At 42.3% G+C, this 21,649-nt stretch carries 21 protein-coding genes; 13 read left to right on the top strand and 8 right to left on the bottom strand.

Features of this window, described 5'->3' with window-relative positions; translation table 11 throughout:
• The first annotated feature begins 8 nt into the window (after window positions 1–8).
• Window positions 9–962 carry a DMT family transporter gene (locus A3IK_RS19935; RefSeq protein WP_020561211.1) on the top strand — a complete coding sequence of 318 codons (954 nt, stop codon included), beginning with the start codon at window positions 9–11 and terminating at the stop codon, window positions 960–962.
• A 230-nt stretch (window positions 963–1,192) separates the two neighbouring features.
• On the top strand, window positions 1,193–2,059 hold the full coding sequence (locus A3IK_RS0117180) for an AEC family transporter (RefSeq protein WP_020561210.1): 867 nt from the start codon (window positions 1,193–1,195) through the stop codon (window positions 2,057–2,059).
• Window positions 2,060–2,075: 16 nt separating this feature from the next.
• Here A3IK_RS0117180 and A3IK_RS0117175 read toward each other — a convergent pair whose 3' ends face one another.
• From A3IK_RS0117175 to A3IK_RS0117165, 3 genes are all read right to left on the bottom strand, one after another.
• Complete coding sequence (locus tag A3IK_RS0117175) at window positions 2,076–3,086, bottom strand: ribonuclease Z (protein WP_020561209.1); 1,011 nt, start codon at window positions 3,084–3,086, stop codon at window positions 2,076–2,078.
• Between the two features lie 128 nt (window positions 3,087–3,214).
• The gene (locus A3IK_RS0117170) at window positions 3,215–3,691 is read right to left on the bottom strand and encodes a peroxiredoxin (protein ID WP_020561208.1); all 477 of its coding nucleotides are present in this window, start codon (window positions 3,689–3,691) and stop codon (window positions 3,215–3,217) included.
• A gap of 101 nt (window positions 3,692–3,792) precedes the next feature.
• Entirely contained in the window at window positions 3,793–5,241 is a 1,449-nt protein-coding gene (locus tag A3IK_RS0117165) for a TrkH family potassium uptake protein (protein WP_020561207.1), read from the bottom strand.
• Between the two features lie 189 nt (window positions 5,242–5,430).
• On the opposite strand from A3IK_RS0117165, the gene A3IK_RS0117160 reads away from it, so the two are divergent.
• Window positions 5,431–6,390 (top strand): DMT family transporter, encoded by a 960-nt coding sequence (locus A3IK_RS0117160; protein ID WP_020561206.1) that lies wholly within the window; start codon window positions 5,431–5,433, stop codon window positions 6,388–6,390.
• A gap of 133 nt (window positions 6,391–6,523) precedes the next feature.
• Here A3IK_RS0117160 and A3IK_RS0117155 read toward each other — a convergent pair whose 3' ends face one another.
• Together A3IK_RS0117155 and A3IK_RS19930 are read right to left on the bottom strand one after the other, a co-directional pair.
• Entirely contained in the window at window positions 6,524–7,246 is a 723-nt protein-coding gene (locus A3IK_RS0117155; RefSeq protein ID WP_020561205.1) for a glycerophosphodiester phosphodiesterase family protein, read from the bottom strand.
• 1 nt (window position 7,247) lies between these two features.
• Window positions 7,248–9,068 (bottom strand): endonuclease, encoded by a 1,821-nt coding sequence (locus A3IK_RS19930; RefSeq protein WP_020561204.1) that lies wholly within the window; start codon window positions 9,066–9,068, stop codon window positions 7,248–7,250.
• Between the two features lie 303 nt (window positions 9,069–9,371).
• On the opposite strand from A3IK_RS19930, the gene A3IK_RS21430 reads away from it, so the two are divergent.
• From A3IK_RS21430 to A3IK_RS0117130, 4 genes are all read left to right on the top strand, one after another.
• Window positions 9,372–9,539 (top strand): hypothetical protein, encoded by a 168-nt coding sequence (locus tag A3IK_RS21430; RefSeq protein ID WP_020561203.1) that lies wholly within the window; start codon window positions 9,372–9,374, stop codon window positions 9,537–9,539.
• An 83-nt stretch (window positions 9,540–9,622) separates the two neighbouring features.
• A complete protein-coding gene (locus A3IK_RS0117140) occupies window positions 9,623–10,327 on the top strand; it encodes a hypothetical protein (RefSeq protein WP_020561202.1) in 705 nt (234 codons plus the stop codon).
• Between the two features lie 279 nt (window positions 10,328–10,606).
• Entirely contained in the window at window positions 10,607–11,173 is a 567-nt protein-coding gene (locus A3IK_RS0117135) for a hypothetical protein (protein WP_020561201.1), read from the top strand.
• A gap of 120 nt (window positions 11,174–11,293) precedes the next feature.
• The gene (locus tag A3IK_RS0117130; protein ID WP_020561200.1) at window positions 11,294–11,821 is read left to right on the top strand and encodes a DUF4360 domain-containing protein; all 528 of its coding nucleotides are present in this window, start codon (window positions 11,294–11,296) and stop codon (window positions 11,819–11,821) included.
• Window positions 11,822–11,882: 61 nt separating this feature from the next.
• Here the strand turns inward: A3IK_RS0117130 and A3IK_RS20605 are convergent, their stop codons facing one another.
• From A3IK_RS20605 to A3IK_RS0117115, 3 genes are all read right to left on the bottom strand, one after another.
• Window positions 11,883–12,437: a hemerythrin domain-containing protein gene (locus A3IK_RS20605; protein ID WP_020561199.1), complete on the bottom strand. Its 555-nt coding sequence runs from the start codon at window positions 12,435–12,437 to the stop codon at window positions 11,883–11,885.
• A 106-nt stretch (window positions 12,438–12,543) separates the two neighbouring features.
• Entirely contained in the window at window positions 12,544–13,296 is a 753-nt protein-coding gene (locus A3IK_RS0117120) for a hypothetical protein (RefSeq protein ID WP_020561198.1), read from the bottom strand.
• Between the two features lie 72 nt (window positions 13,297–13,368).
• Window positions 13,369–14,448 (bottom strand): calcium:cation antiporter, encoded by a 1,080-nt coding sequence (locus A3IK_RS0117115; protein WP_020561197.1) that lies wholly within the window; start codon window positions 14,446–14,448, stop codon window positions 13,369–13,371.
• Window positions 14,449–14,784: 336 nt separating this feature from the next.
• On the opposite strand from A3IK_RS0117115, the gene A3IK_RS20600 reads away from it, so the two are divergent.
• The 6 genes from A3IK_RS20600 to A3IK_RS0117085 all read left to right on the top strand — a co-directional run bounded on the left by A3IK_RS20600 (window position 14,785) and on the right by A3IK_RS0117085 (window position 21,639).
• Window positions 14,785–16,674, top strand: a complete 1,890-nt coding sequence (locus tag A3IK_RS20600; RefSeq protein ID WP_020561196.1) for an ATP-binding protein — start codon at window positions 14,785–14,787, stop codon at window positions 16,672–16,674.
• 49 nt (window positions 16,675–16,723) lie between these two features.
• Window positions 16,724–17,674, top strand: coding sequence for a type 2 periplasmic-binding domain-containing protein (locus A3IK_RS0117105; RefSeq protein ID WP_020561195.1), 951 nt, complete (start codon window positions 16,724–16,726; stop codon window positions 17,672–17,674).
• Window positions 17,664–18,605 carry a hypothetical protein gene (locus A3IK_RS20595; RefSeq protein WP_020561194.1) on the top strand — a complete coding sequence of 314 codons (942 nt, stop codon included), beginning with the start codon at window positions 17,664–17,666 and terminating at the stop codon, window positions 18,603–18,605. Before A3IK_RS0117105 ends, A3IK_RS20595 begins: the two co-directional genes overlap by 11 nt.
• Window positions 18,606–18,713: 108 nt before the next feature.
• Window positions 18,714–20,891: an EAL domain-containing response regulator gene (locus A3IK_RS0117095; RefSeq protein WP_020561193.1), complete on the top strand. Its 2,178-nt coding sequence runs from the start codon at window positions 18,714–18,716 to the stop codon at window positions 20,889–20,891.
• A gap of 11 nt (window positions 20,892–20,902) precedes the next feature.
• On the top strand, window positions 20,903–21,268 hold the full coding sequence (locus tag A3IK_RS0117090) for an Hpt domain-containing protein (protein ID WP_020561192.1): 366 nt from the start codon (window positions 20,903–20,905) through the stop codon (window positions 21,266–21,268).
• The gene (locus A3IK_RS0117085; protein ID WP_020561191.1) at window positions 21,265–21,639 is read left to right on the top strand and encodes a response regulator; all 375 of its coding nucleotides are present in this window, start codon (window positions 21,265–21,267) and stop codon (window positions 21,637–21,639) included. The genes A3IK_RS0117090 and A3IK_RS0117085 overlap by 4 nt, the downstream gene beginning before the upstream one ends.
• Window positions 21,640–21,649 lie beyond the last annotated feature (10 nt).

Here is a 21,649-nt window from a genome sequence, read left to right as displayed (position 1 = left end):
GATTGATCTTGAAAAATACCCTGTTTTTAATAGTAGGTGGAGCGTTATTCTCTCTATCTGGTTTAGTGGTCGCCTATAGCACAATGGGCCCTAGTGCTATAGGGTTTTATAGAATGCTTTTTGGTGCATTAATTCTCTTTACTGTCGCGCTCTATCAAAGAAAAGTTTTTTTCGCTGGCTGGAAACCTATTATTTATGCTGGCTTAGCAGGAGTCTTTTTAGCCCTAGATATTTATCTGTGGCATCATGGAATTAGACTAGTTGGGCCAGGACTAAGTGCCATATTGACTAACTGCCAAGTTTTTGCACTAGCCTTATTTGGTGTCGTGCTCTTTAAGGAAAAGCTAAAGTGGCAATACTATCTCAGTATTTTTACTGCTTTTATTGGAATATCTTTAATTGTTTATAAAGATTGGAGCCTCTCTGCAGAATATCAATATGGTGTATGGTTAGGATTAGGGTCAGCCGTCGCGTATGCGGTATGCGTTATTTTTCTGAAAGAATCGGACAAGCTTGAAAAGCCATTAGATCCTATCGCAAGAATGGTATATTTAAGTGCTAGTGCAGCTATATTTTTATTAATAACAAGCATGATCCATTCTGAAAGTTTATATATTACAGATACTAGAAATTTTCTAGCATTATTAACTAATGGAATACTGGTGCAGGCTATTGCTTGGCTCATGGTAGCGTATGCTGTACCACATATAAAAGCCTCTTTAGTAGGGCTAATTCTTTTACTTGAACCTATTCTTGCTTATATAGTTGATGTATTATTTATTTCACATAATTTAAGTTTAATCTCTATTATAGGTTGCTTTTTGACATTACTTGCAGTTTATATAGGCTCTCAATATGGCGTTGAAAAAAAGGATGAAGCTCCACATAAAAAGAGCTTTATAGGCATAAAAATCAGTGAACTAAAAGAGAGATTCTTTAATATAACTCGTAGCCAAATTTGATTAATTGGACCAGATCAAAATAAATAATTTTTACTTTTATCTGGTCATTTCTTTATATAGGATATCAACACCAAAAAATATCTTAACCTGTCTCATCAAAGATGGGAAGTCTGGATATAGAACTAATTGAACGAATATCTGTAACATACCTAGCTCGAAAATCATTCCAATTACTAAAAAAAGAATTTACAATTAACAGTAAATTCTTTTTAATAATAGAGTATGCTAATATGTCCCTCTCTCTATTCGCCCCCCTACTCTATCTCCTCATCGGATTTGGCTTAGGGCATACACCTTTTGAAATCAAAGGAAGAGCCTCGGCATTACTAACTAAATGGGTTATACCCTTAGTCATTATTTATAATATCGCCACTCACCGCTCTGGTGTATTTGTAATAATGCTCGGCATGATAGTGATGATGGGCATTATGCTAGGGTTAAGTCGTATTTTTACCCGTGATCCAGTACAGAATCTATGCTTTTGCTATTTGAATATTGGTTGGTTGGGATTGCCGGTAGCGAGTACTTTATTTGGGGATAGTGCGGCGATGGTCATCATTGCAGCTTATGTAGGAAGCTCATTGTTTGGTAACTCGGTGGGTGTAGGTCTCATGGCACATGGTCAAGATCTAAAGACCCGTTTAATTCAAACACTGAAAGCACCCCCTGTTTGGGCTTTAATGGTTGGGCTTGCTTGTATTCCTTTTGCGAGCCAGATTGAGCACTATACTAAGCCGGTGTATGAAGTATTAAAATTCGTGATGAGCTTTCTTGGTATGGCAATATTGGGTATTTGGCTCTCTGAAACACCATTGAAATGGTCTGACTTTAAAACAGCCTTACAGCCTTTTGTTCTACGAGTATTGACCGTATCTATACTCATCAGTCTTTTTATTGTGATCTGTCAATATTATGGCATTACCCTAGTCATCGAAAACAAACCAACGCTATACCTAATTGCGCTATTACCACCGGCGGCAAATATTATTGTGCTTGAAACCCATTATTTGAAAAGTGGACGCTCAGCCAGTCTCATAGCCAGCGGTACATGCCTTAGCATTATTGCCATCGGTCTGTATATTGGAGTATTTTTATGATAGGGAGAAGAGCCTGTTAATCCGTTGCCATAACATCCAGCTCTTGAGCGGGAGATAGCTCGACCTTCTCCTCAACTAGTCTAAGTATGCCCTGAGCATTAAGCTGATAGGTCTGAAAATCAGCCGCTAAAAATAAACGTCCGTGATAATACGCGGTAGCTTCTTCCACAATGGGCGAAATATCAATACTGTAGCGCGGGCTAAAATGGGTCAACACTAGATTAGGGACTTGATAGCGCTCGGCAAATTCAGCCACTTGCTTAGCAGTACTATGTTGTGGCGTAGGCCCTACCTTATCGGCAACGGCTTGCACATAAGTCGCCTCATGCACCACCACAGATACTTGCTCTAAATAAGGCGCGAGTAACTCTGGTTTATCATTATCCCCACCAATAATCATTGCCTTAGGAGTAGAGGCTGGCACATGCAGCAAATAATCCTCTGCCTTTAACACCCGCCCATCCTCTAGTACCACCGTCTCGCCGCTTTGCAATCTCCCCCACACCGTACTCGGCGGAATGTTTGCGGCTTTTAGTTTGTCCTGATCAAGTTTAGTCGTCGGTTGAGAAGGATATTCTTCAAAGCGAAACGCATAAGACAGCACCCGATGCGACAAAGCAATAGGCTGCACCTGAAAATCTGCTAACTGAATCGCCTCGGTGACGGACTCTAGCGCAATGTACTCAATGGTATAACTTAAACGTGTCTGACTGAGTGTTAAGGTGCTATGTAGCCACTCCTGAATCGCCGCCGGTGCAATGATTAATAAAGGCTTAGTACGCCCTTGTAGAGTAGCACTGGCTAATAAGCCGGGTAATCCATAGCAATGATCACCATGCACGTGGGTAATCAAAATGGCTTGTAATTGGCGTAGGGATAACGAGGTATGTAATAACTGATGCTGCGTCCCCTCGCCACAATCAATCAAATACCAACGCTTATGTTTAACACGTTGTAAGGTGATGCCGGTGACATTGCGTTGTTTGGTGGGTGTTCCTGAGGAGGTGCCTAAAAAAGAAAGGTACATAAATCTTAGCGTTTTAATTAGATAGAAGATGGGAGAACCCCACCCCAACCCTCCCCTTAGCAGGGTGAGGGAGCTACTCTTACCTCTCCCCCTGAGAAGGGGGAGATTGGAGAGGGGGGTTCTTCTGATTAGTCTAATGCTTTCAGCATAGTCTCAGCGTTACTCACTTCAAACTTGCCACCTTCTTCCACATTCAGCACTTTCACCACACCATTATCCAATAGCATAGCGTAGCGTTGTGAACGATCACCGCCAAACTCACCTGTGGGTAATACTAACCCTGCTGCTTTAGTAAAGGCTGCACCACCATCTGCGATCATGGTGATATATTCAGCATTTTGGCTTTTGCCCCATGCATCCATAACAAAGGCATCATTGACCGATAGGCACGCCACTAGATCAACACCTTTGCTCTTGAAATCATCAAAAGCAACGACATAACCGGGCAAATGTGCGGCAGAACACGTCGGGGTAAAGGCACCCGGAAGAGCGAATAAGATCGCTTTTTTACCGGCAAATAGTTCACCTGTACTCACGGTTTTGTGTCCATCAGCCGCCGCTACGGTTACTTTCACATCTGGAATTTTATCGCCTACTTTAATCATCTTTATCACTCCTATGCAGTGCTTATCATTGAATAGCTGAGCATGCTAACATAGTCTCTGCTCAATGCTGATTACCCCATCATTCCAGCGGGAATAAGGCCTTAGCGCCAAAACATCGGGCTAAACAAGGCCAATACCGTAAACAGCTCCAAGCGCCCCATAATCATCGCTAGCGACAACCACCATTTAGCAAAATCACTTAAACCGGCAAAATTAGAGATAATGCCGCCAATCCCTGCCCCCATATTATTCAGACAAGCCGCCACGGCTGAAAAGGCGGTGATTTGATCATAGCCAGCCGCCATCATACCAATCATAAAAATGGCATAAAGAGCAACATACATCGCCGCAAAACCCCATACCGCTTTAATCACCGCCTCTGGCACCGGACGGTGATTAACCTTAATCAATAATTGTGCTTTAGGATGCGCCAATTGATTAATCTCACGTGCCCCCTGCTTCATCAATAATAGCACCCGTATTACTTTCATTCCCCCACCCGTAGAACCCGCACAGGCACCAATCACACTGGAAAAAATCATCAAGATAGGCACAACCACAGGCCAGGTTGATAAATCTGCACTAATAAACCCGGAGGAGGTCATAAAAGAAGCCATATGCAGTAAAGCATAACGTACCGTTTCTTCTAGTGTGGTATAGGTATTTGCTTTCCACAAAAAAATGACGGCTGCCAAGGTAAATAAGAGATATACCGAAAAATAGGTTCTAAACTCTGAGTCAGAAAAAAATGTTTTTAAATTTTTATTTCTCCAGAAGATAAAATAAAGACTAAAGTTAACACCCGCCATTAATATAAAAAATGTAGTTAAATAATCAATAACCGGATTATTATAAAACCCCATACCTGAATCATGATTGGTAAACCCACCCGTTGCAATCGCTGAAAAGGCATGGCATACCGCATCAAACCAATCCATACCGGCTAATTTATAACAAATGGTGGCAATAACAGTCATGATTAAATAGATATACCATAATAACTTAGCCGTCTCGGTAATTCGCGGAGTCAGTTTTTCGTCTTTAACTGGACCCGGAGCCTCTGCCTTATAAAGCTGCATCCCACCTATACCTAACATGGGTAAAATTGCCACCGCTAACACTAATACCCCCATACCACCTAACCAATGCAACTCAACGCGATAAAATAAAATAGACTTGGGCAATCCATCCAAGCCCATAATCACCGTCCCACCGGAAGTGGTAAAGCCCGATACGGTTTCAAATACAGCACTGGCTAAATTCAAATCTAAGGCATTGGATAATAATAACGGTATGGTTGCAGCTGCACTGAGAATGGTCCAAAACAATACGGCAATCAAAAAGCCATCACGCAAGCGTAGGTCCTGCCTCACTCTATAAACGGGCAGCCATAAGCAAAGACCGGTTAAAAAAACAATAATAAAGCCACTCCAAAAGGGCGACAACTCCACATCATCCATTAGCCAACCGATAGCAATGGGAGGCAGCATACAAAAGCTAAATATCATTAACAAAATGCCAATAATGCGCTGAATCATCAGAAAGCTCATGTAAATCGATAACTCCTATCACCGTTAGTCGTCAGATAAAGACTTAGCTTGTTAAAACATACTCATAGAAAAAATCTGTACACAGGTAGTTGCACAAACATTGGCGGCAGTCTATGCTAATTCGCGCCGTTTGTCCGCTCTAGCTGTCGTATTTAAGCAACACCATCCTTTATCATCATAAGGTTGCCTATGTCTACCACCACGAACACCACCTCAGCTTCTATACTGCGAGGCCCTATGATTGCGCTCTTAGGGTATTTAGTCTTTTCAACCCATGACGCCATTGTTAAATCACTCGACGATTATTCGGTATTGCAAACCATTTTCTTTGCGATGTTATTTGGTTATGTACCTTTTTCATTAGCCCGCATTACCGATAAACGCCTCACTACCTTACGCCCGAATAATCCGATGCTGGTTATTTTGCGTTCGATTCTCACTGTGGCCTCCATGTGTTTTGCTTTTATTGCTTTTTCTATTTTACCCATGGTGCAAGTTTATGTTTTACTATTTACCACACCTGTTATTATTTCCTTATTAGCCATTCCTTTTTTGGGAGAAAGAATTTACCTCCCACGTTGGGCAGCCATTATCTTAGGATTAATAGGTGTCATTATAGTATTACGCCCTACCCCTGATTCATTAGAATGGGGGCATGTATTTGGTCTTGTTTCTGCATTTTGTGGCGCGAGTGCTGCTATTATTTCACGTAAAATTGGCAATTTAGAAAGCTCTGCTACGTTAATTCTTTTTCCTCTTACCCTAAATGTCTTAGTCACTGGCAGTATGCTTTATTTCGTTTATAAGCCTATGCCTTTTAATGATTTGGTTGCTATGTTTTCAGTAGGTGTATTAGGATTATTAGGTCAATTATTAGTATTAAACTCCTATCGGTTATCACCCGCTGCTTTTGTAGCCCCTATGCAATATAGTCAACTCATTTGGGCCGTATTATTTGGTGTATTATTTTTCGATGAGTCGATTGATAAATGGGTCGTGATTGGTTCTTTAATTACAATAACGTCGGGTATGATTATTGTTTGGCGCGAAACGGTGGCTTCTAAAACGCAGCCCACCTTAAGCACACCAAACCCACGTATTGTCATGAGTGATGAAACCAATTCTGTTAATGCACATACTACCCCTTAAATAGACGAATCACTGAATATTAGTAACAGCCATGGCGTGTTTCTGGAGCAGTCTTGGCGGCAAGGATGCCGCCTTGTAGCGTACAAGGATGTATTCACAGCGGCTGCGGAAGAAACACGCCATGGCTGTTATGTTACTCCCATCCCCCTAAAGCCTGTCGCAACATTTTGGGGCGGTTGGTGGTAATCGATTGTACGCCACAAGCGATTAAATGTTGTGCTAGTGCGATCTCATCGACTGTCCAGACATGCCACTCAAAGCCTTGGTTTAACAGTGGCTCAACCCATGCCGGATCAATAGCAGGGTGGGCAAAGGTGCTCACACCTTTGGCTTTTATGGCCTGTAAAGTGCTGAGTATCTCCGCATTACTAGGCATTAGCTCCCCATGCTGATTGAGCGTTAATTCCGTCAGCCAACAAGCTGTCCATTCAGGCGCTTGCTGTTTTAATTCCGCAATCACCGCCGCATCAAAGGCAATCAGCATCACTTGCTCAGGCGTTAAACCGCTATTCTGCAGCGCGGTGAGTAAGGTAGGGATAATCTCTACCCCACACTTCACTTCGATCACCATGCGTTTAGCAGCGGGTACTAAAGCCAATACCTGCGCTAACGTGGGTAGATTCGGAAACGCCGCCTGCAAATCAGCCAAGGTCGTCTGTGCTACTTCATAATGCTGCCCATGGCTCTCTAGCACCTCGTCGTGTACACAGATAATCTGCCCATCATGGGTCAGGTGAAAATCCCCTTCAATCCCATCCGCCCCCTGCTCCCAAGCTAGGCGAAAAGCGGCTAAGGTATTTTCTGGAGCATCATGAGAAGCGCCTCGATGGGCAATCAATGGTGGAATCATAACCATATTACTGTACCTCTTCCTTAACTTCACACACAGCACAATGGAGTAATAGAGAATTATTTAATAGGGGTAATACCTTAGCAGGCTGATCAATAAAGGGATTGCGAATACTATATTTTTCATACACCCAATCATTATAAGCCAGCTCCCAAGCACTAGGGCTATCGATCTTAGCCCAATGGATTAAGGTTTGCAGGTGGCGGTCATACAGCTCATCAATACCATACACCAGCACCATATATAAAATCGCCCGTGCAACATCACCGCGATTACGTGAAGGAATCACCCATTCATGATCCGCATCAAAGCCAGTATTGGCGAAACTATCCGGGTGCAAGGTAAGGTTAAAAGGACGTATAACCCGATCCCCGTCCATATCAAAAGCAAAACTAGAGCGTTTAGCATTTAAACCTCGCTCTGAGGGAGCAAAGTTAAAGGGATTCACACTAGCCCCATTACGCACATTACGCGGTACATCCGGCTTAGTCGCAAAATACTGATCGAGGAATGTACGTGGGATAATATGCTCAATACTATGGCGCTGTTTTTGATACAACTCATCAACGGGAGTGATGCCATAAATGGCGGGTACCCAACCGTGCTCGGTATCAAAAAAGAACGACCAAAAGTGCTCCCATTTATCCTTCGCATCCCATTGACTAAAATGCTTAGCAGACTGAAAAATCCCCCCCGCTAAATCAATAAAATCTTGACGGGTCATAACTGCCGTCGTATCGAGGCTAGTCGGCAAACGAATAGTACGTTTCACCTCTGGCAGATTGCTGTAATCGACTACTGAGCGAATATCAACCTTTACTTGACCATGATCCGACTGCAGACGGTTGGGAATACCATCATTATCGAGGTGGTCGTGTAATACTTGATAGTGAGCGACTTCAGCACAGGCATTAGGATTATGACTGCTGAGATTATTCGAGACTAAAATATAATCTAATACGGTGCCATCCCCGCGAAAAATATGGGTATAGGGGCGCTTACGATTCCGCATATTGAGGGCTAGGTTAAAAGTATCCTGCAACCTAAAGCGATGCAGATACCCCTTAGCCTCCTCAGGCCAATGTGTATAGTCCACCCCTCCGGCCTCATACACCCGATCACTCATGGTCAAAGCCGCGACTGGAATCGATTGTTCTTCATCATTTAAGTCCCCCATCACGACTACGGATAAGCGCTCCTGATTCAGCAACGCCTCACTGATATGATGATAAAGAATAGTGGCTTCTGCCCCTCGTTGAAGCAACGCGGCAATATTGCCACGGGATAATTGCTGCATAGTGTGCTGGATACGATCTAGCCACGGCATGTCATCTGGATAGGGTTCGGTAGGCGGTAAGATAGGGCGTTTAGATTTGAGATGCACCACATAGGCTTGCACGACGCCTAAATCCGGTGCATCGAAGGTCACGCAAATCGGTTGACGACTAAAATGAAAATCGGACGTTAAGCGCAAATCACTCAAGACTGCCGCCGGAATACTCACGGTTTGTAAACCCTGAATAGGGAATTTAGCGGCGAGTGCGACCACAGGTTTAATATAAACCTCGGCATCCTCGGCAAGCGCTGCTGGCTCGTCTACATGAATAAAGGTGGTATAGCCCGCTTGTTCTGCTAATGCTTTTAATTCGGGAACACTAAAAACCTCTTGAAATCCCACCACATCCGCATCCATTTGACGCAAACGCTGTAATACCCAGTGGCGTTTTTGCTCCCATTCCTCTGCTGTATAGGTATTAGCCGCTAGGCGCTCGTACCAGAAAAAGGGCGGTTTCAAAAATTGATAGAGATTAAAAGTGGCAAATTTCATGCGTGTGCTACTGCAATAAAAGCGATAACGCAAAATACCATTGATTCGGTAATCTGCACAAATTATCCAAATCAATCGCATCCCACCTGCACATTCCCACCTTAGAGTGCTTAACTCAGACCTCTTAACCAAGTTGGTATACCCAAGTAAGCGGGTATTTCTGGAGCAGTCTTGGCGGCAAGGATGCCGCCTTGTAGCGTACAGGGATGTATTCACAGCGACTGCGGAAGAAATACTCGATTACTTTGGCTCAAGTACTTAATCACTCAGTAATGACTTAACACAATAACAAGGAAAACGACTATGCTCACTTTACCCACTACTATCCCACAATCTACCGCTTTGCACTCTCACATCCCCCCTTTGCTAGCGCTGCGTATTATTCATCGCCCCTATCCCACACAGCGACAGCAGCGTGAAGTACATTGGCAACAACGCCTAAACACTTTATTTACTAAACAGCGTTATTAAGCTGTGCATTATTTATTGGCTCAGTGCGAATATTTTAAGCCTTCTGGCGTCTAAACTCGAAATACTAGAGGAAAGGACTCACTATGAAACACTTACTATTAGCACTGAGCTTAGCCTTACCTATGTTGGCAGGGGCGAATGATGAAGATTTAGCAGAGCAATTGGCTCAAGAGTTTACCAATTATGGGGTGGGCTGTGGGACACCGATTCCCCAAGCTGCACAGGCTTATCAGCGTTATCAACAGCTTAAACGTATTGAAACGTATGCCCTCAACCAGAAACCCCTGCCCTTTACGATAGGCTCTAGCTCGGTCGCAGGGGGTGGCCTGATTCTGTTTACCTCAGCGCCTACGAATGGTTATGTATTAGGCGGTGGATCAAGTATTTTAGACATCTATACCACCCCCAATTTAAAGCACTCCGCCTTATTTTATATGATTACCTCCGAAGGCCCTGGCCCCTTAGAGTTATTGCTGTTAGATCAAAGTAGCGCTAATCCGAGTATGCACTGTATCACGCTAGCGACCCCAGAAGATCTGAATCGTGGCGGCTGGAAAATGGAATTCAGCACCCCTTATAGCTTTAATATCAACGAGCTAGGTAAGGGTATTCTTTATACCGAAGCCGATATTGATTATGCAGATGATCCGGGACAAAGACAGACCCTTTGGTTTGCCTATTACACACAAGACGGCGGCAAAACGTGGAGTCAGCCTGAGCGTTTAATGCAAAAGCCGCCTAAGGTGGTAGAGGGCTTGTATCAGAAAGTACCCACCAAAAAATGGTAGCGGATCAATGCCAGGCGCGAGAAAACTCTTATGATTAACTTGAGGTTTATATCAACCTATTCTATACTGATTAATGCTGTTTTTCCCATTTGGAGTCCCCCTGCGTCCGAACTTGCCACTTGACCCTATAACATTAATTACAACTTGTTTTGTCAATGGTACTGTTAATACTACCTATGAGGGTATTAGATACCTTCTTGGTATATTCTTTAGTAAATATAAAAGTTATGTTAAAAAATAAGGAGCACTAAAATTAATTTTGAATTAGATGCGGAGCGTATGCCCAAAATCTGTGAGACACTCGAAAAAGAATTACAGTCTGGACAAATACCAGAGCAATTACTTGAGTATGCCAATTCTTTACAAGAAAAAAACTTATATCAGACAGAGAAAGCTGACTTACTCCATCAAAAGGCTTCAAAACTTTATCAGGAGCTTTCAGAGCACCAACCTCAGACCTATCAACGTTGCCTTGCCCATACACTCAAGAATTTAGCACTCTTATTGAGTGAGAGGAGTACTAGTATTTCACAGCGTATCCTAGCTAAAGTACTCTTTCAAAAATCTATTACCTTATATAAGCAGCTATCAGCGGACTCACCTAACTCAAATTTAAACTTATCTAATCTAGGTGTGTGCTATGTCGTGTTTAGTCAAAGTTTACTTAAATGGCAGCCTCTGGCTGCTGGACTTTATCTAAAAAATGCATTTGCTATCTTTGCTTCCCTGTATCAGCAACAGCCAACAATATTTGGTGATCAATATAACCGCATACTAGATTTGCTCAAGCGATGTGATGAAGCAGCCTATTATCAAACAAAGTTAATCCAATTCAGATCTCGATAGTTTCCCCCACCTTGTGATTACTATCACAGCACGAGCGTGATTTTTATTACAGCATAGGTGCTTTGAATATGGGATAGTGAATACATCGACACGGTAATCACATTACAAGGAGTATATGGTATGAAATCGTCACTTTTTTCCTGGGCCACCCTCATCGCCTCTCTAGGCTTTAGCTCATTCGCCCTAGCCCTAGTTCCTCCAGCACAAGCGGCTAATTACATTCAAACCAAATCCATTGATTTTGCGGGCAGTGAATGCGCGGCTGCTTCGGTAAAAAGCAGTGGTAATAGTGAGATTATCATGGCCTTTACTAGCTGGCGCACCAGAGGCAATGACCGCAGCAATTGCGCCATTAGCATTCCGGTTAAAGTACCCCGTGGCGTACAAGTGGGACTACCCACTGTCACCTATAAAGGTAGCAGCACCCCGGCACTCTTAACCTCGGAAGTATTTTTTGCCGGCGACCTAAGCACCGCCAAAAAGATCAATGTACGCAATACTTTCACCAAAGTGGACCAAACTATCGGCTGGAGTGGTTGTGGTGAAGACGTCAACATTCGCCTCAATGCTGCCCTCATGACCGACTATGGCACAGGGCGCATTAATAGCATTACCTTAAGCAAGCTGCCTACTCGTTCCTGCCGCTAATACTCTCCCCACCTGCAACCTGATCGCGATCAAGCCGCTCAGGTTGCTATTGAGGTGAAAATCAAGCACTGACTCTAGCGTTTAAAACCGCGTATAACTGCTCGTAGCGCTCTAATACCTTTGCACCAAATAGGGGATCGTCATCATTTAAAATGATATCTTCCAGTGCTGACCACTGCTTAGGTTTAAGATTGGCATTAATCAAAGGAAACACAATACCCTCTTCTAAATCCATATGCTGCTTTTGCGCTCTAATAAAGGTATTGATTTTACTCACCAAATCATCGCGCAACACAATCGCATCATCATATAAGACCCCTTGAATCAAGGCTTGGAAGCTTAGGGTATCTTGTGGAAGTTGATGATGTTGGGTCAGTAGGGTCGTAACCGTGTCTGCGCCCTCAGCCGTGCATTGGGTTAATACCTCGTACACCTTATCTTCTTTGGGATGATGCACATAATCAGAATAGCGCCCAATATAATCAGCAATATCCAAAATTAAACTAAGATTTGCATCATCTCCAGCAGCTAAATGCTTTACCTGCTCCTCCAATAGACCCAATAAATGAGCGAGATTGATATGATCTTGGTGTAGACCAGCTAGAATTTTGTGCATAATGCAACTCCTTCCATGAAAGATTCAAAAACGAACAATCATTGAATTCCCATGCAAGTTTTACGCCTAAAACCTGTAGGGTTAATAGTCGTAGCATGCCATAAATCTAGCCCCAGCGATACCAGTCTTCTATATCTAAAGCCCGTGCCCAGAAATCAATGAGTGCTTGATCTTGGGTTTCATCAAACACTTGATGCAGACAGCTTTCTAGGAGTAAAGCTGCCGCCGCCTCCATACCTACCGTCCGATAAGGGGCAAAAATATCGGGTATTTCAAACAGTGTTGCGACCATTAATGCTTGGGCGGCATTCATCACTTGATTGGCACGCAGTAGCTTTTCGGGAAACATGGCTTTAGTCATTTGCAGGCAAGCAATATGCTCTACTACTTGCTGAATTAAGGCCGCTTGCTGAAGCTGATGCAGTTCGGGGTAGTTACGTTGTAATTCAATATCAATCAGCAAACCAATCGGAACCGAGCGCAATTGTGACAAAATCCCCCCAATCACATGCTCAGCAAAAGGCTCGCGCTGAGCTAAAGGAATACCCGGATGTAAGGCTAATAGTTCACCTTTGACTTGAGCGAGTACCGGGCGATTAGGTGCTAAATTGGCACGCTCAGTTTCGGGCATTTGGTATTGATGCAGCACAAAAGCAGCTTGCCAAGCAATGAGATAATTATTTTCATCTAACCCCGGTTGGCGCAGGACAATCTCATGCCGCTCGCGCCCTTCTTTACCCGCCATTTTAACGCTGGAACTGACCGCTAACTGAGCGTCGTAAATAATATCAAAGCCGAACCCACTGACCTCAGTGGCTCGATCTAAGAGCGATTGAGTACTTGCCGGATAAATTTTCATAATCTACTACCTTGAACCAAACGGGGTGGCATTATAACCTGCTCCCATGCAGAGACCAGTATTCGTGAGTATTCAAGGTACAATAGTCATAAATAAATACACCGCAAAAATCACTAAATGCACCACCCCCTGCATAATGGTAGTACGTCCTGTGCCTAAAGATAAGGAAACAATAAACAGAGTTAAGATTAATAAGACCGTTGATTTAGCATCAATCCCTAGCATTAAAGTCCAGCCATTAGCAATTGAAATAATCGCCACGGTAGGAATAGTTAAGCCAATGGTCGCTAGTGCTGACCCTAGCGCGAGATTCAGACTAGTCTGTAGCCGATTCGCGCGAGCCGCTTGGAGGGCAGCAATGCTTTCTGGCAATAAGACCACCATAGCAATAATCACCCCCACCAATGCCTTAGGTGCGCCCCAAGCATTAATCAGTGACTCAATGGTAGGCGACAAGTTTGACCCTAATAATACCACGGCTCCTAAACACACTAATAATAATCCTAAGCTCAGTAGTGCCGCCTGATTAGTCGGTTTAGAATGCTGCTCGGTCTTTTCATCTGACTGATAAATGAAATAATTACGATGGCGCACGGTTTGCACAAAGATAAAAATGCCATAGAGAATTAAGGATACTAAGGCGACAAATATTAACTGCTGCTCATTATAAACCGGCCCATATTGCGAGGTGGTGTAATTAGGTAAAATTAACGTGAGCACTACAATGGCTACTAAGGTTACTAATGCCGCCAGCACGCCATACGAGCCAAAATATTGCTCCCCGAAACGACTCCCCCCCATGAGTAAACATAAGCCAATCAGACCATTGAGAATAATCATTACCGAGGCAAACACGGTATCACGCGGTAAGGCTGACACCGGAGCATCGGCACTAAACATTAAGGCCACAATCAAGGCCACCTCAATGATGGTGACTGCAATGGCTAACACTAAAGTACCTAAAGGCTCCCCAACCCGATGCGCAATGATTTCAGCATGGTAAACCGCCGCCAGCACCCCACCAAACAACCCCATAATGCTAAAAATTGTGGCAAATACGCCTGGAAACATCACTAGGCTACCTAGGGCTATCCACGCCAACACTGGCATTGCTATAGTCCACCACGGTAAACCTAACCCTATTTTTGGCATATAAACCTCCCTTGTTGAATAAGCCAAGCGAAATGATGATTCTGATGCAAGATAGATAGTCTGAAAAAAGTAAAGAAAATAGTATGGTTTAATATTTATAAGTAGGCACTCAAAAGTAAGCCGATCCCCCTATCTTCCTAGGACAGCCTAGGCAGCAAGAATGCTGCCTTGTAATGTACAAGGATGTATTAACGGCTGCGGAGGAAAGATCAGATTACTTTTGCTCAAGTACTTAGATTCCGGTGGAAATTGTACACCAGTCCAGAGAGTCGATAGAATAATACCTGTAATATTTTACTGCCTTGCCAAAACTGACGATGCAGTCTGGCTTGACCCATGAAAAAACGTACCATTGCACTCACTCTTACCCGCTATGGATTGGCTATTGCAGTATCGCTAGGACTTATTACGAGTGCTATTCAAATCACTCAAGATTTTACAGATGAATCCCCACGCAATACGCATTTTATCCAAAATATTCTAGCAGTTGCCTCAGCAGCAGCCATGCAAGCGGCTTTTCAACTAGATAAAGGCCTTGCCCTAGAAGCGGCGCAACCCTTGATGATCTATGAATTTATCACCTCGGTAACTATCACCGATGATCGGAATGTCAGAATTGCCCACCTGACCCGCCCCCCTAAATTCCCTTTCTTTGATCATGTGACCCGCTTCTTCACCGCGCCTTATAAGGTCTATGACATTCCACTCACAGAATCAAAAACCCGTATCTATGTCGGTAAGCTCAGTATTGAAGTGCATAATAATACGATTTTACAAGATTTTTACCGCCGCTCTCTCAATGTAGTCGCCATCGGTATTCTCAAAAATGTATTACTCACAGCGCTCTTACTGTATTTATTTTACTGGGGACTCACCACTCCCCTCAAAGCCCTGAATCAATGCCTCACAGCCGTTGACCCACGTCAACCGGAGCCTTTTCCTTTGCCCAAGCGGATTGCGAAGGCTAATAATGAAATTACCACGATGGCCTTGTCTGCTAACCATATTTTGAATACTAGCCGCGCCCATTTACAGGAACTATCCGAGGCACAAGCACTGACTAAAAAAATGACGCAACAATTACGTCACTCAGAGCGGTTATCTGCCATCGGGCAATTAGTCGGTGGGGTAGCTCATGACTTTAATAATATTCTGGCAATTATTATGGGCAGCTTAGAATTACTAGAAAGTATGGAGCACAGTGAGCGTGGGAAAAAACTACTCACTATGGCGCATGGAGCGACGGATAAGGGTAGCAAGCTTACTGCACAATTACTGGCTTATTCGCGTAATCAACCCCTTGAACCCACCCCTATTCTAGCCGGTGAACTCTTTCATAATATGGAAAACCTCTTAAGGCGTGCTTTAGGTGAACAATATGCACTTGAATTCGTGATCAGTAGTGGGCTGTGGCACTGTTTTGCGGATCGGCAGGCATTAGAAACCGTGTTATTAAATTTAGCACTCAATGCTCGCGATGCGCTCCCGAATGGTGGTAATTTAACCATTGAAGTCAGGAATACGTGGCTAGATATTGATTATTGCCTACAAGAAGGCGATGTCACCTCCGGGCAATATGTGTGTTTTGCGATTAGTGATAATGGTATGGGTATGAGTAAGGAAACCGTGGCACGGGCTTTTGAGCCTTATTTCACTACCAAGCCTATTGGAAAAGGATCGGGGCTAGGTCTTTCTATGGCTTATGGGTTTGCTAAACAATCGGGGGGGCATATTAAAATCTATAGCGAGGAGGCTCAGGGGACAACGGTTAAACTCTATCTACCACGCTATACCCAAGCACTCACTGCCAAACCTGCTGTAGAACGTGTATCGGCTATCATGCCTAATTTTACGGGATATTGCCTATTAGTGGTTGAGGATGATCCACTAGTATTAGAGGTCGTTAAAGCTCAACTGATGGATATGAATATTCAGGTCATTACCGCACCGGAAGCGGATACTGCACTCGCACTGTTTCATAGTCATCCCCATATTGATGCGGCTTTACTAGATATTACCTTACCGGGGAAATTAAATGGGCGTGCCCTCGCGAGTTTATTAGAGGCCGAGCGCCCTTATTTTAAAGTGGCTTTTATGTCAGGTTACACAGAAAATGCTATCATTCATAATGCTCGCCTTGATGAAGGTGTAATACTGTTACAAAAACCGTTTTCGCGTAAACATTTGGCTCGTGTACTCAGTCGTTTACTGAATACCCCCACCTAAACCGCGACAATGTAGGGGTTTTAAACCAGGCATGAGGGCTTTAATAAATATGCAACCATCTATCCGCCCTGTTATTCTCATAATAACCCTGCTCTTATTTTTTGGCCTAATCCCGCCATTAGCGAAGGCAGATATGGTGGATACCGCTGCAGTCACACCGCCCCCCGATGTTAAGACTAAACTCCAGATACGACTCTCACAACAACCCAATATTGACATCAAAACGGACATCTATTTCTCTTTACTAGAACTCGCACTACAAAAAAGCGGGCATCCTTATGAGATTAAGATTACTCCAGTCTCCGCCACCACCCACTTTCATCGCATCATAACCCATCCCGACTTGGTCAATATTGGCTGGATAGGCACCTCAAAAGAAATTGAGGCGCAATTATTGCCGGTGCGTATTCCTTTACTACGGGGGATGGTGGGTTATAGAGTGTTCCTTATTCGCAAAGAGGATCAACCTATCTGGAATGAAGTCAAAACACTGGACAATCTCGCTCAATTTAAAGCACTGCTGGGTCGAGGCTGGTCCGATGTGGCTATTATGCGAGCGAAAAACCTACCCGTGGTGGAGGGTATTTATACCAATCTAGTCTCAATGCTCATGTCGAGTCGGGGCGATTATTATCCACGAAGTATTTTTGAAATTAATCAACAGCTAGATGAGACTCGATATCCTACTGTTGGAATCGAACAATCCCTCCTCTTACACTACCCACTGGCTATTTATTTTTTTGTAGCCCCCGGACAAATCGTACTGCGTGATGCATTACAAAATGGCCTAGAAAGAGCCATGGCGGATGGTTCTTATAACGAACTCCTCGCCACTCACCCCATGACTCAGAATATATTTAAAACGTTAAATCTGCCTCAGCGTCATCTTATAGAAATAGACAATCCCTTTTTAACAGATGATACTCGTGCCGCTTTAGCCCGTTATGGAGTCAATCCACAGCGTATTTCTAGTATACGGGAGCTGAACTATGTCCACTAAATACCCTGCCGTGTACTTAACTCTACTGACTCTATTTAGCCTACTGCTAGGGATTAGCTGGTCTCATCAGGGAATAGCCTCCGAACCAGAACCCACTACACTTGCAAAAAACAAGCTAGTAGTCCGTATTACCCAGCTCCCTAATACCGATATAGACAAAATTCTCTATTTTGCCCTATTAAAACTAGCGCTAGAAAAAAGTGGCTATCCTTATACGATTGAAGTCACTCCCGCCTCTCTCCCGCCGGTTGCTGCACGTATTGTTAGCAGTCCAGAGTTTGTGAATGTCGTATGGCAAGGCACCTCCCGCGAGTTTGAGGAGCAACTCTTACCTGTGCGCATTCCACTGTTGCAGGGACTATTGGGGTATCGTGTATTTCTCATTAGAAAAGAACGCCAAGCCGCCTTTCAAGCCATCAAAAGCATTGCGGATCTCTCCCGGTTTAGAGCCTTATTAGGGAGTAACTGGTCTGATGTCAATATCTTAGAAGCACATAAACTACCGGTTATTCTGGGGAAATACTCTAGTTTAATGCCCATGTTGGAGGCTAATCGTGGCGATTATTACCCGCGCAGTATTTTGGAAATTAATCAAGAGCTAGACCCTGCTCAATACCCCGATATTGGGGTGGAGCAATCACTGCTGCTTTACTATCCCTTAGCCATCTACTTCTTTGTAGCCCCGAATAATCAAGCTTTGCACGATGCTCTCTATCATGGCCTAGAAATTGCAGTAGCTGATGGTTCCTATCATAAACTGCTGATGACTCATCCACTAACTCGTGATGTACTTAAAAACCTACACCTACTGGAGCGACGCCTACTGAAAATTGACAATCCTTTTCTCACTGATGAAACCCGAGCAGCACTAGCAAAATACTCTGTTGACCTAAAAACATTGCTAACTGAAGCAGCAGCAGAGGCTCCATAACTCTTTTAGGCAAAATGAGGATATAGCTTGCTGTTAAAATTAACTTTAATACTTTTCTTGGTTTTAGTAACTAAAGCTTAATAGAAACGTTTACGATTAGATTCATTTATGGAAATGAACGCAATATTTACCTCTATCCCTAGCAAGCCAGATCTCGGTATGACCAAGATACTCGCCGTTGATGATGAAAAAACTATTTTACGGTTTTTGGAAATTTTACTCAAAAAATCAGGCTATCAAGTTATAACCTGCAGTGATAGTTTAAAAAGCATCGAAATTATAGAAAAAGAACGTCCTGATATTATTTTACTGGACGTTATGATGCCCGAAATGGATGGTTTTGAGATATGTAGAAGACTCAAAAGCATGCCTAGTACAAAAAACATACCCATTATTTTTATTACTATAAAAGGGGAAGATCAAGATAAAATAGCGGGGTTTCAATCCGGCGGAGTTGATTATATAACTAAACCTTTTGAGGCAGAGGTCTTATTAGCTCGCTTACAAAAGCATAGAAATATGTATTGGTTAAGATGTACCTTAGAGCATGCTGTTGTAACACAAACAGAAAACTTACATAAAATAAAACAAGCATTAGATGAAGCCAATCATTTTTTGGTTAAAGGTGATATGAGTGGTGTAGTCAGTAGCTTAGAAGAAGGCAGTCTTATTGTTAATGCTCAGGGGGTTTGTTTACAGGCTAATAATACCGCATTACGCTTATTAGGCTATCACTATACTGAACAGTTAGAAGGTGAAAACCTAAATCTTTATCCACTGAATCACGATCTAGGCACTATAGATGTTCTAGGAAACCCTATTTCTATTCATAAAGAAATATTTTCCTCTGACGCACTATGGTATGACAAAGATCATCGTGGCTTTCCAGTAGAATTTCGCTCTAGACCCATGATGGATAAGAGCGGTAAATCTCATATTCTCATTAATTTTAGCGATATCAGTCAACGTAAACTAATTGAATCACGACTCTATGCCTTAGCCTATAAAGATTCAATGACCGGCCTTTCTAATCGAGCCTTATTCATGATGCTCTTAAAAAAGGAACTGATCCAGCTACAATCTTCTAATCAACTATTTGCTATTTTATTACTGGATATTGACTATTTTAAACAAATTAATGATGGCTATGGGCATATTACGGGTGATGAGCTACTGATTATGCTTGCTCAACGTTTATTAGCCTCTAGCATTGCCAAGGAAAAAATAGCTCGCCTCGGTGGGGATGAGTTTAGTTTGATTATTAATGGTTTTAAAGATAAAACAGAACTATTACAGTTAGTCGCTAATCTTTCCGAATCACTAAATGCTGCTTATCAATTTAATTCTGGACTACAGCTTAATATTACGGTTAGTATCGGTGTTAGTATTTGTGATGATAAACACTTGAGTACTGAGGATATTTTAGGTCGCACTGATCTTGCATTATATAAAGCCAAGGAAAACCGAGCAGGCAATTATTATCTATACGATGAGTACCTAGCTAAAATACACGGTCTAGAGTTAGAAATTAAGCATAAACTCCCTGCTTTATTGGCTAATAATAGTTTTTTTGTAGAATATCAGCCTCAATTTTCTACTCAAACACAAGAGTATATTGGAGCAGAGGCTTTAATACGCTGGAATCATCCTGTTAGTGGGAAGCTAAAAGCAGATGACTTTTTAGAAAGTGCCAAAAAAATAGGTTTTATTAAAGATATTTCTTATTTTGTGCTGAATAAAGTTTGTGAGCAAATTCATCAGTGGATGATACAAGACCTAGACTTTAAGAGTATTTCTGTTAATGTGTGTGCAGAACAAATCATACAAAAAGATTTTTTACACAAAATCACTACACCTCTAATAAGATACAATATCCCTTTTCATAAAATTACTCTTGAAATTACTGAAAACTCACTCATCAATGTCTCACCTGGCAGTTTTAAAGCTTTGGAAGAATTGCATCAGTTAGGCATTCAGTTTGCTATTGATGATTTTGGAGTAGGATTCTCCTCTATGAAATTATTAAAAAGCTTTCAGTTTGATGTATTAAAAATAGATAAGCTATTTGTCGCAGAAATATTTAGCAGTGAAAAAAACAATCAAATTCTGAAATCTTTAATTTCATTGGCCTATAACTTAAATATTAAAATTGTTGCTGAAGGTGTAGAAACTAAAGAACAACTACTATTTTTACAAGAACATGAGTGTGATTTTGTTCAGGGTTTTTATTTTAGCCCCTCGTTAAGTGCAAATAAGTTAGCTCAATACTTTACTCGGACACGTTAAAAAGAGAACTTATGCTAAAAAACATAGAACAGATTACTGGTATTAATATTGATAAAGGCTTGAAGAATATTGGCTATTCAGAGAGCGTTTATTTAGAGTTATTATGTAGCTTCTTTAATTCTTGTAAGGATTACCATCAGCGTATTACTCTAGCTAATCAGGCAGGTGATACTATTCAGATTAAAAGAATTCTTCATCAGCTTTATGGTGTTGCTGAGTTATTAGGTGTGGAGATAGTTTCTAATGATTGTACTTTTTTATTAGCCTTACCACAGGCTACGGAGTGTTCTAACTCTATCATTAGTAAAAAGCTTGATCACTTATTACAGTGTTTAGAGGATTTATTTAATCAATATTTAAGTAGAGCTGTACCATGAGCCAAGCACTCTCTATTTTACTCCTTGAGGATGAAACCACTTATGCTCAATTAATAGAGCTTTTTTTATTAGATCATAATTATCAGGTACAAAAAGCTCATAGCTTGGCAGAAGCGCGAAACCTATTACAGCAGCATTTTGATGTCATTATCACGGATATGAATTTACCCGATGGGGATGGCGTGCAGTTTATTAACTCAGTACGCCAACAATGGCCTGATATTGCTGTTATTTTTATGACTGGTTTTTTGAAAAAAACCGAAACTCTCAATAATCTTTTTTCTAAAAATAAGATTATATTTCTACAAAAACCTTTTTCATTAAATCAGCTATTAGAAGAAATAGCCTTGCTCACCCTATCTTCATTTTAGGTTTATGACC

This window comes from Thiofilum flexile DSM 14609 (assembly GCF_000380185.1).
In the GTDB taxonomy this organism is placed as follows: domain Bacteria; phylum Pseudomonadota; class Gammaproteobacteria; order Thiotrichales; family Thiotrichaceae; genus Thiofilum; species Thiofilum flexile.
The sequence above is the reverse complement of the archived record's forward strand: the minus strand, read 5'-3'. Positions and strand labels throughout refer to the sequence as shown.

Excerpts from the sequence above, each read along its gene's own strand:
- A3IK_RS0117180 (WP_020561210.1), top strand. The coding sequence starts at position 1,193 with ATGTCCCTCTCTCTATTCGCCCCCCTACTCTATCTCCTCATCGGATTT.
- A3IK_RS0117175 (WP_020561209.1), bottom strand. The coding sequence starts at position 3,086 with ATGTACCTTTCTTTTTTAGGCACCTCCTCAGGAACACCCACCAAACAA.
- A3IK_RS0117170 (WP_020561208.1), bottom strand. The coding sequence starts at position 3,691 with ATGATTAAAGTAGGCGATAAAATTCCAGATGTGAAAGTAACCGTAGCG.
- A3IK_RS0117165 (WP_020561207.1), bottom strand. The coding sequence starts at position 5,241 with ATGAGCTTTCTGATGATTCAGCGCATTATTGGCATTTTGTTAATGATA.
- A3IK_RS0117160 (WP_020561206.1), top strand. The coding sequence starts at position 5,431 with ATGTCTACCACCACGAACACCACCTCAGCTTCTATACTGCGAGGCCCT.
- A3IK_RS0117155 (WP_020561205.1), bottom strand. The coding sequence starts at position 7,246 with ATGGTTATGATTCCACCATTGATTGCCCATCGAGGCGCTTCTCATGAT.
- A3IK_RS19930 (WP_020561204.1), bottom strand. The coding sequence starts at position 9,068 with ATGAAATTTGCCACTTTTAATCTCTATCAATTTTTGAAACCGCCCTTT.
- A3IK_RS21430 (WP_020561203.1), top strand. The coding sequence starts at position 9,372 with ATGCTCACTTTACCCACTACTATCCCACAATCTACCGCTTTGCACTCT.
- A3IK_RS0117140 (WP_020561202.1), top strand. The coding sequence starts at position 9,623 with ATGAAACACTTACTATTAGCACTGAGCTTAGCCTTACCTATGTTGGCA.
- A3IK_RS0117135 (WP_020561201.1), top strand. The coding sequence starts at position 10,607 with ATGCCCAAAATCTGTGAGACACTCGAAAAAGAATTACAGTCTGGACAA.
- A3IK_RS0117130 (WP_020561200.1), top strand. The coding sequence starts at position 11,294 with ATGAAATCGTCACTTTTTTCCTGGGCCACCCTCATCGCCTCTCTAGGC.
- A3IK_RS20605 (WP_020561199.1), bottom strand. The coding sequence starts at position 12,437 with ATGCACAAAATTCTAGCTGGTCTACACCAAGATCATATCAATCTCGCT.
- A3IK_RS0117120 (WP_020561198.1), bottom strand. The coding sequence starts at position 13,296 with ATGAAAATTTATCCGGCAAGTACTCAATCGCTCTTAGATCGAGCCACT.
- A3IK_RS0117115 (WP_020561197.1), bottom strand. The coding sequence starts at position 14,448 with ATGCCAAAAATAGGGTTAGGTTTACCGTGGTGGACTATAGCAATGCCA.
- A3IK_RS20600 (WP_020561196.1), top strand. The coding sequence starts at position 14,785 with ATGAAAAAACGTACCATTGCACTCACTCTTACCCGCTATGGATTGGCT.
- A3IK_RS0117105 (WP_020561195.1), top strand. The coding sequence starts at position 16,724 with ATGCAACCATCTATCCGCCCTGTTATTCTCATAATAACCCTGCTCTTA.
- A3IK_RS20595 (WP_020561194.1), top strand. The coding sequence starts at position 17,664 with ATGTCCACTAAATACCCTGCCGTGTACTTAACTCTACTGACTCTATTT.
- A3IK_RS0117095 (WP_020561193.1), top strand. The coding sequence starts at position 18,714 with ATGGAAATGAACGCAATATTTACCTCTATCCCTAGCAAGCCAGATCTC.
- A3IK_RS0117090 (WP_020561192.1), top strand. The coding sequence starts at position 20,903 with ATGCTAAAAAACATAGAACAGATTACTGGTATTAATATTGATAAAGGC.
- A3IK_RS0117085 (WP_020561191.1), top strand. The coding sequence starts at position 21,265 with ATGAGCCAAGCACTCTCTATTTTACTCCTTGAGGATGAAACCACTTAT.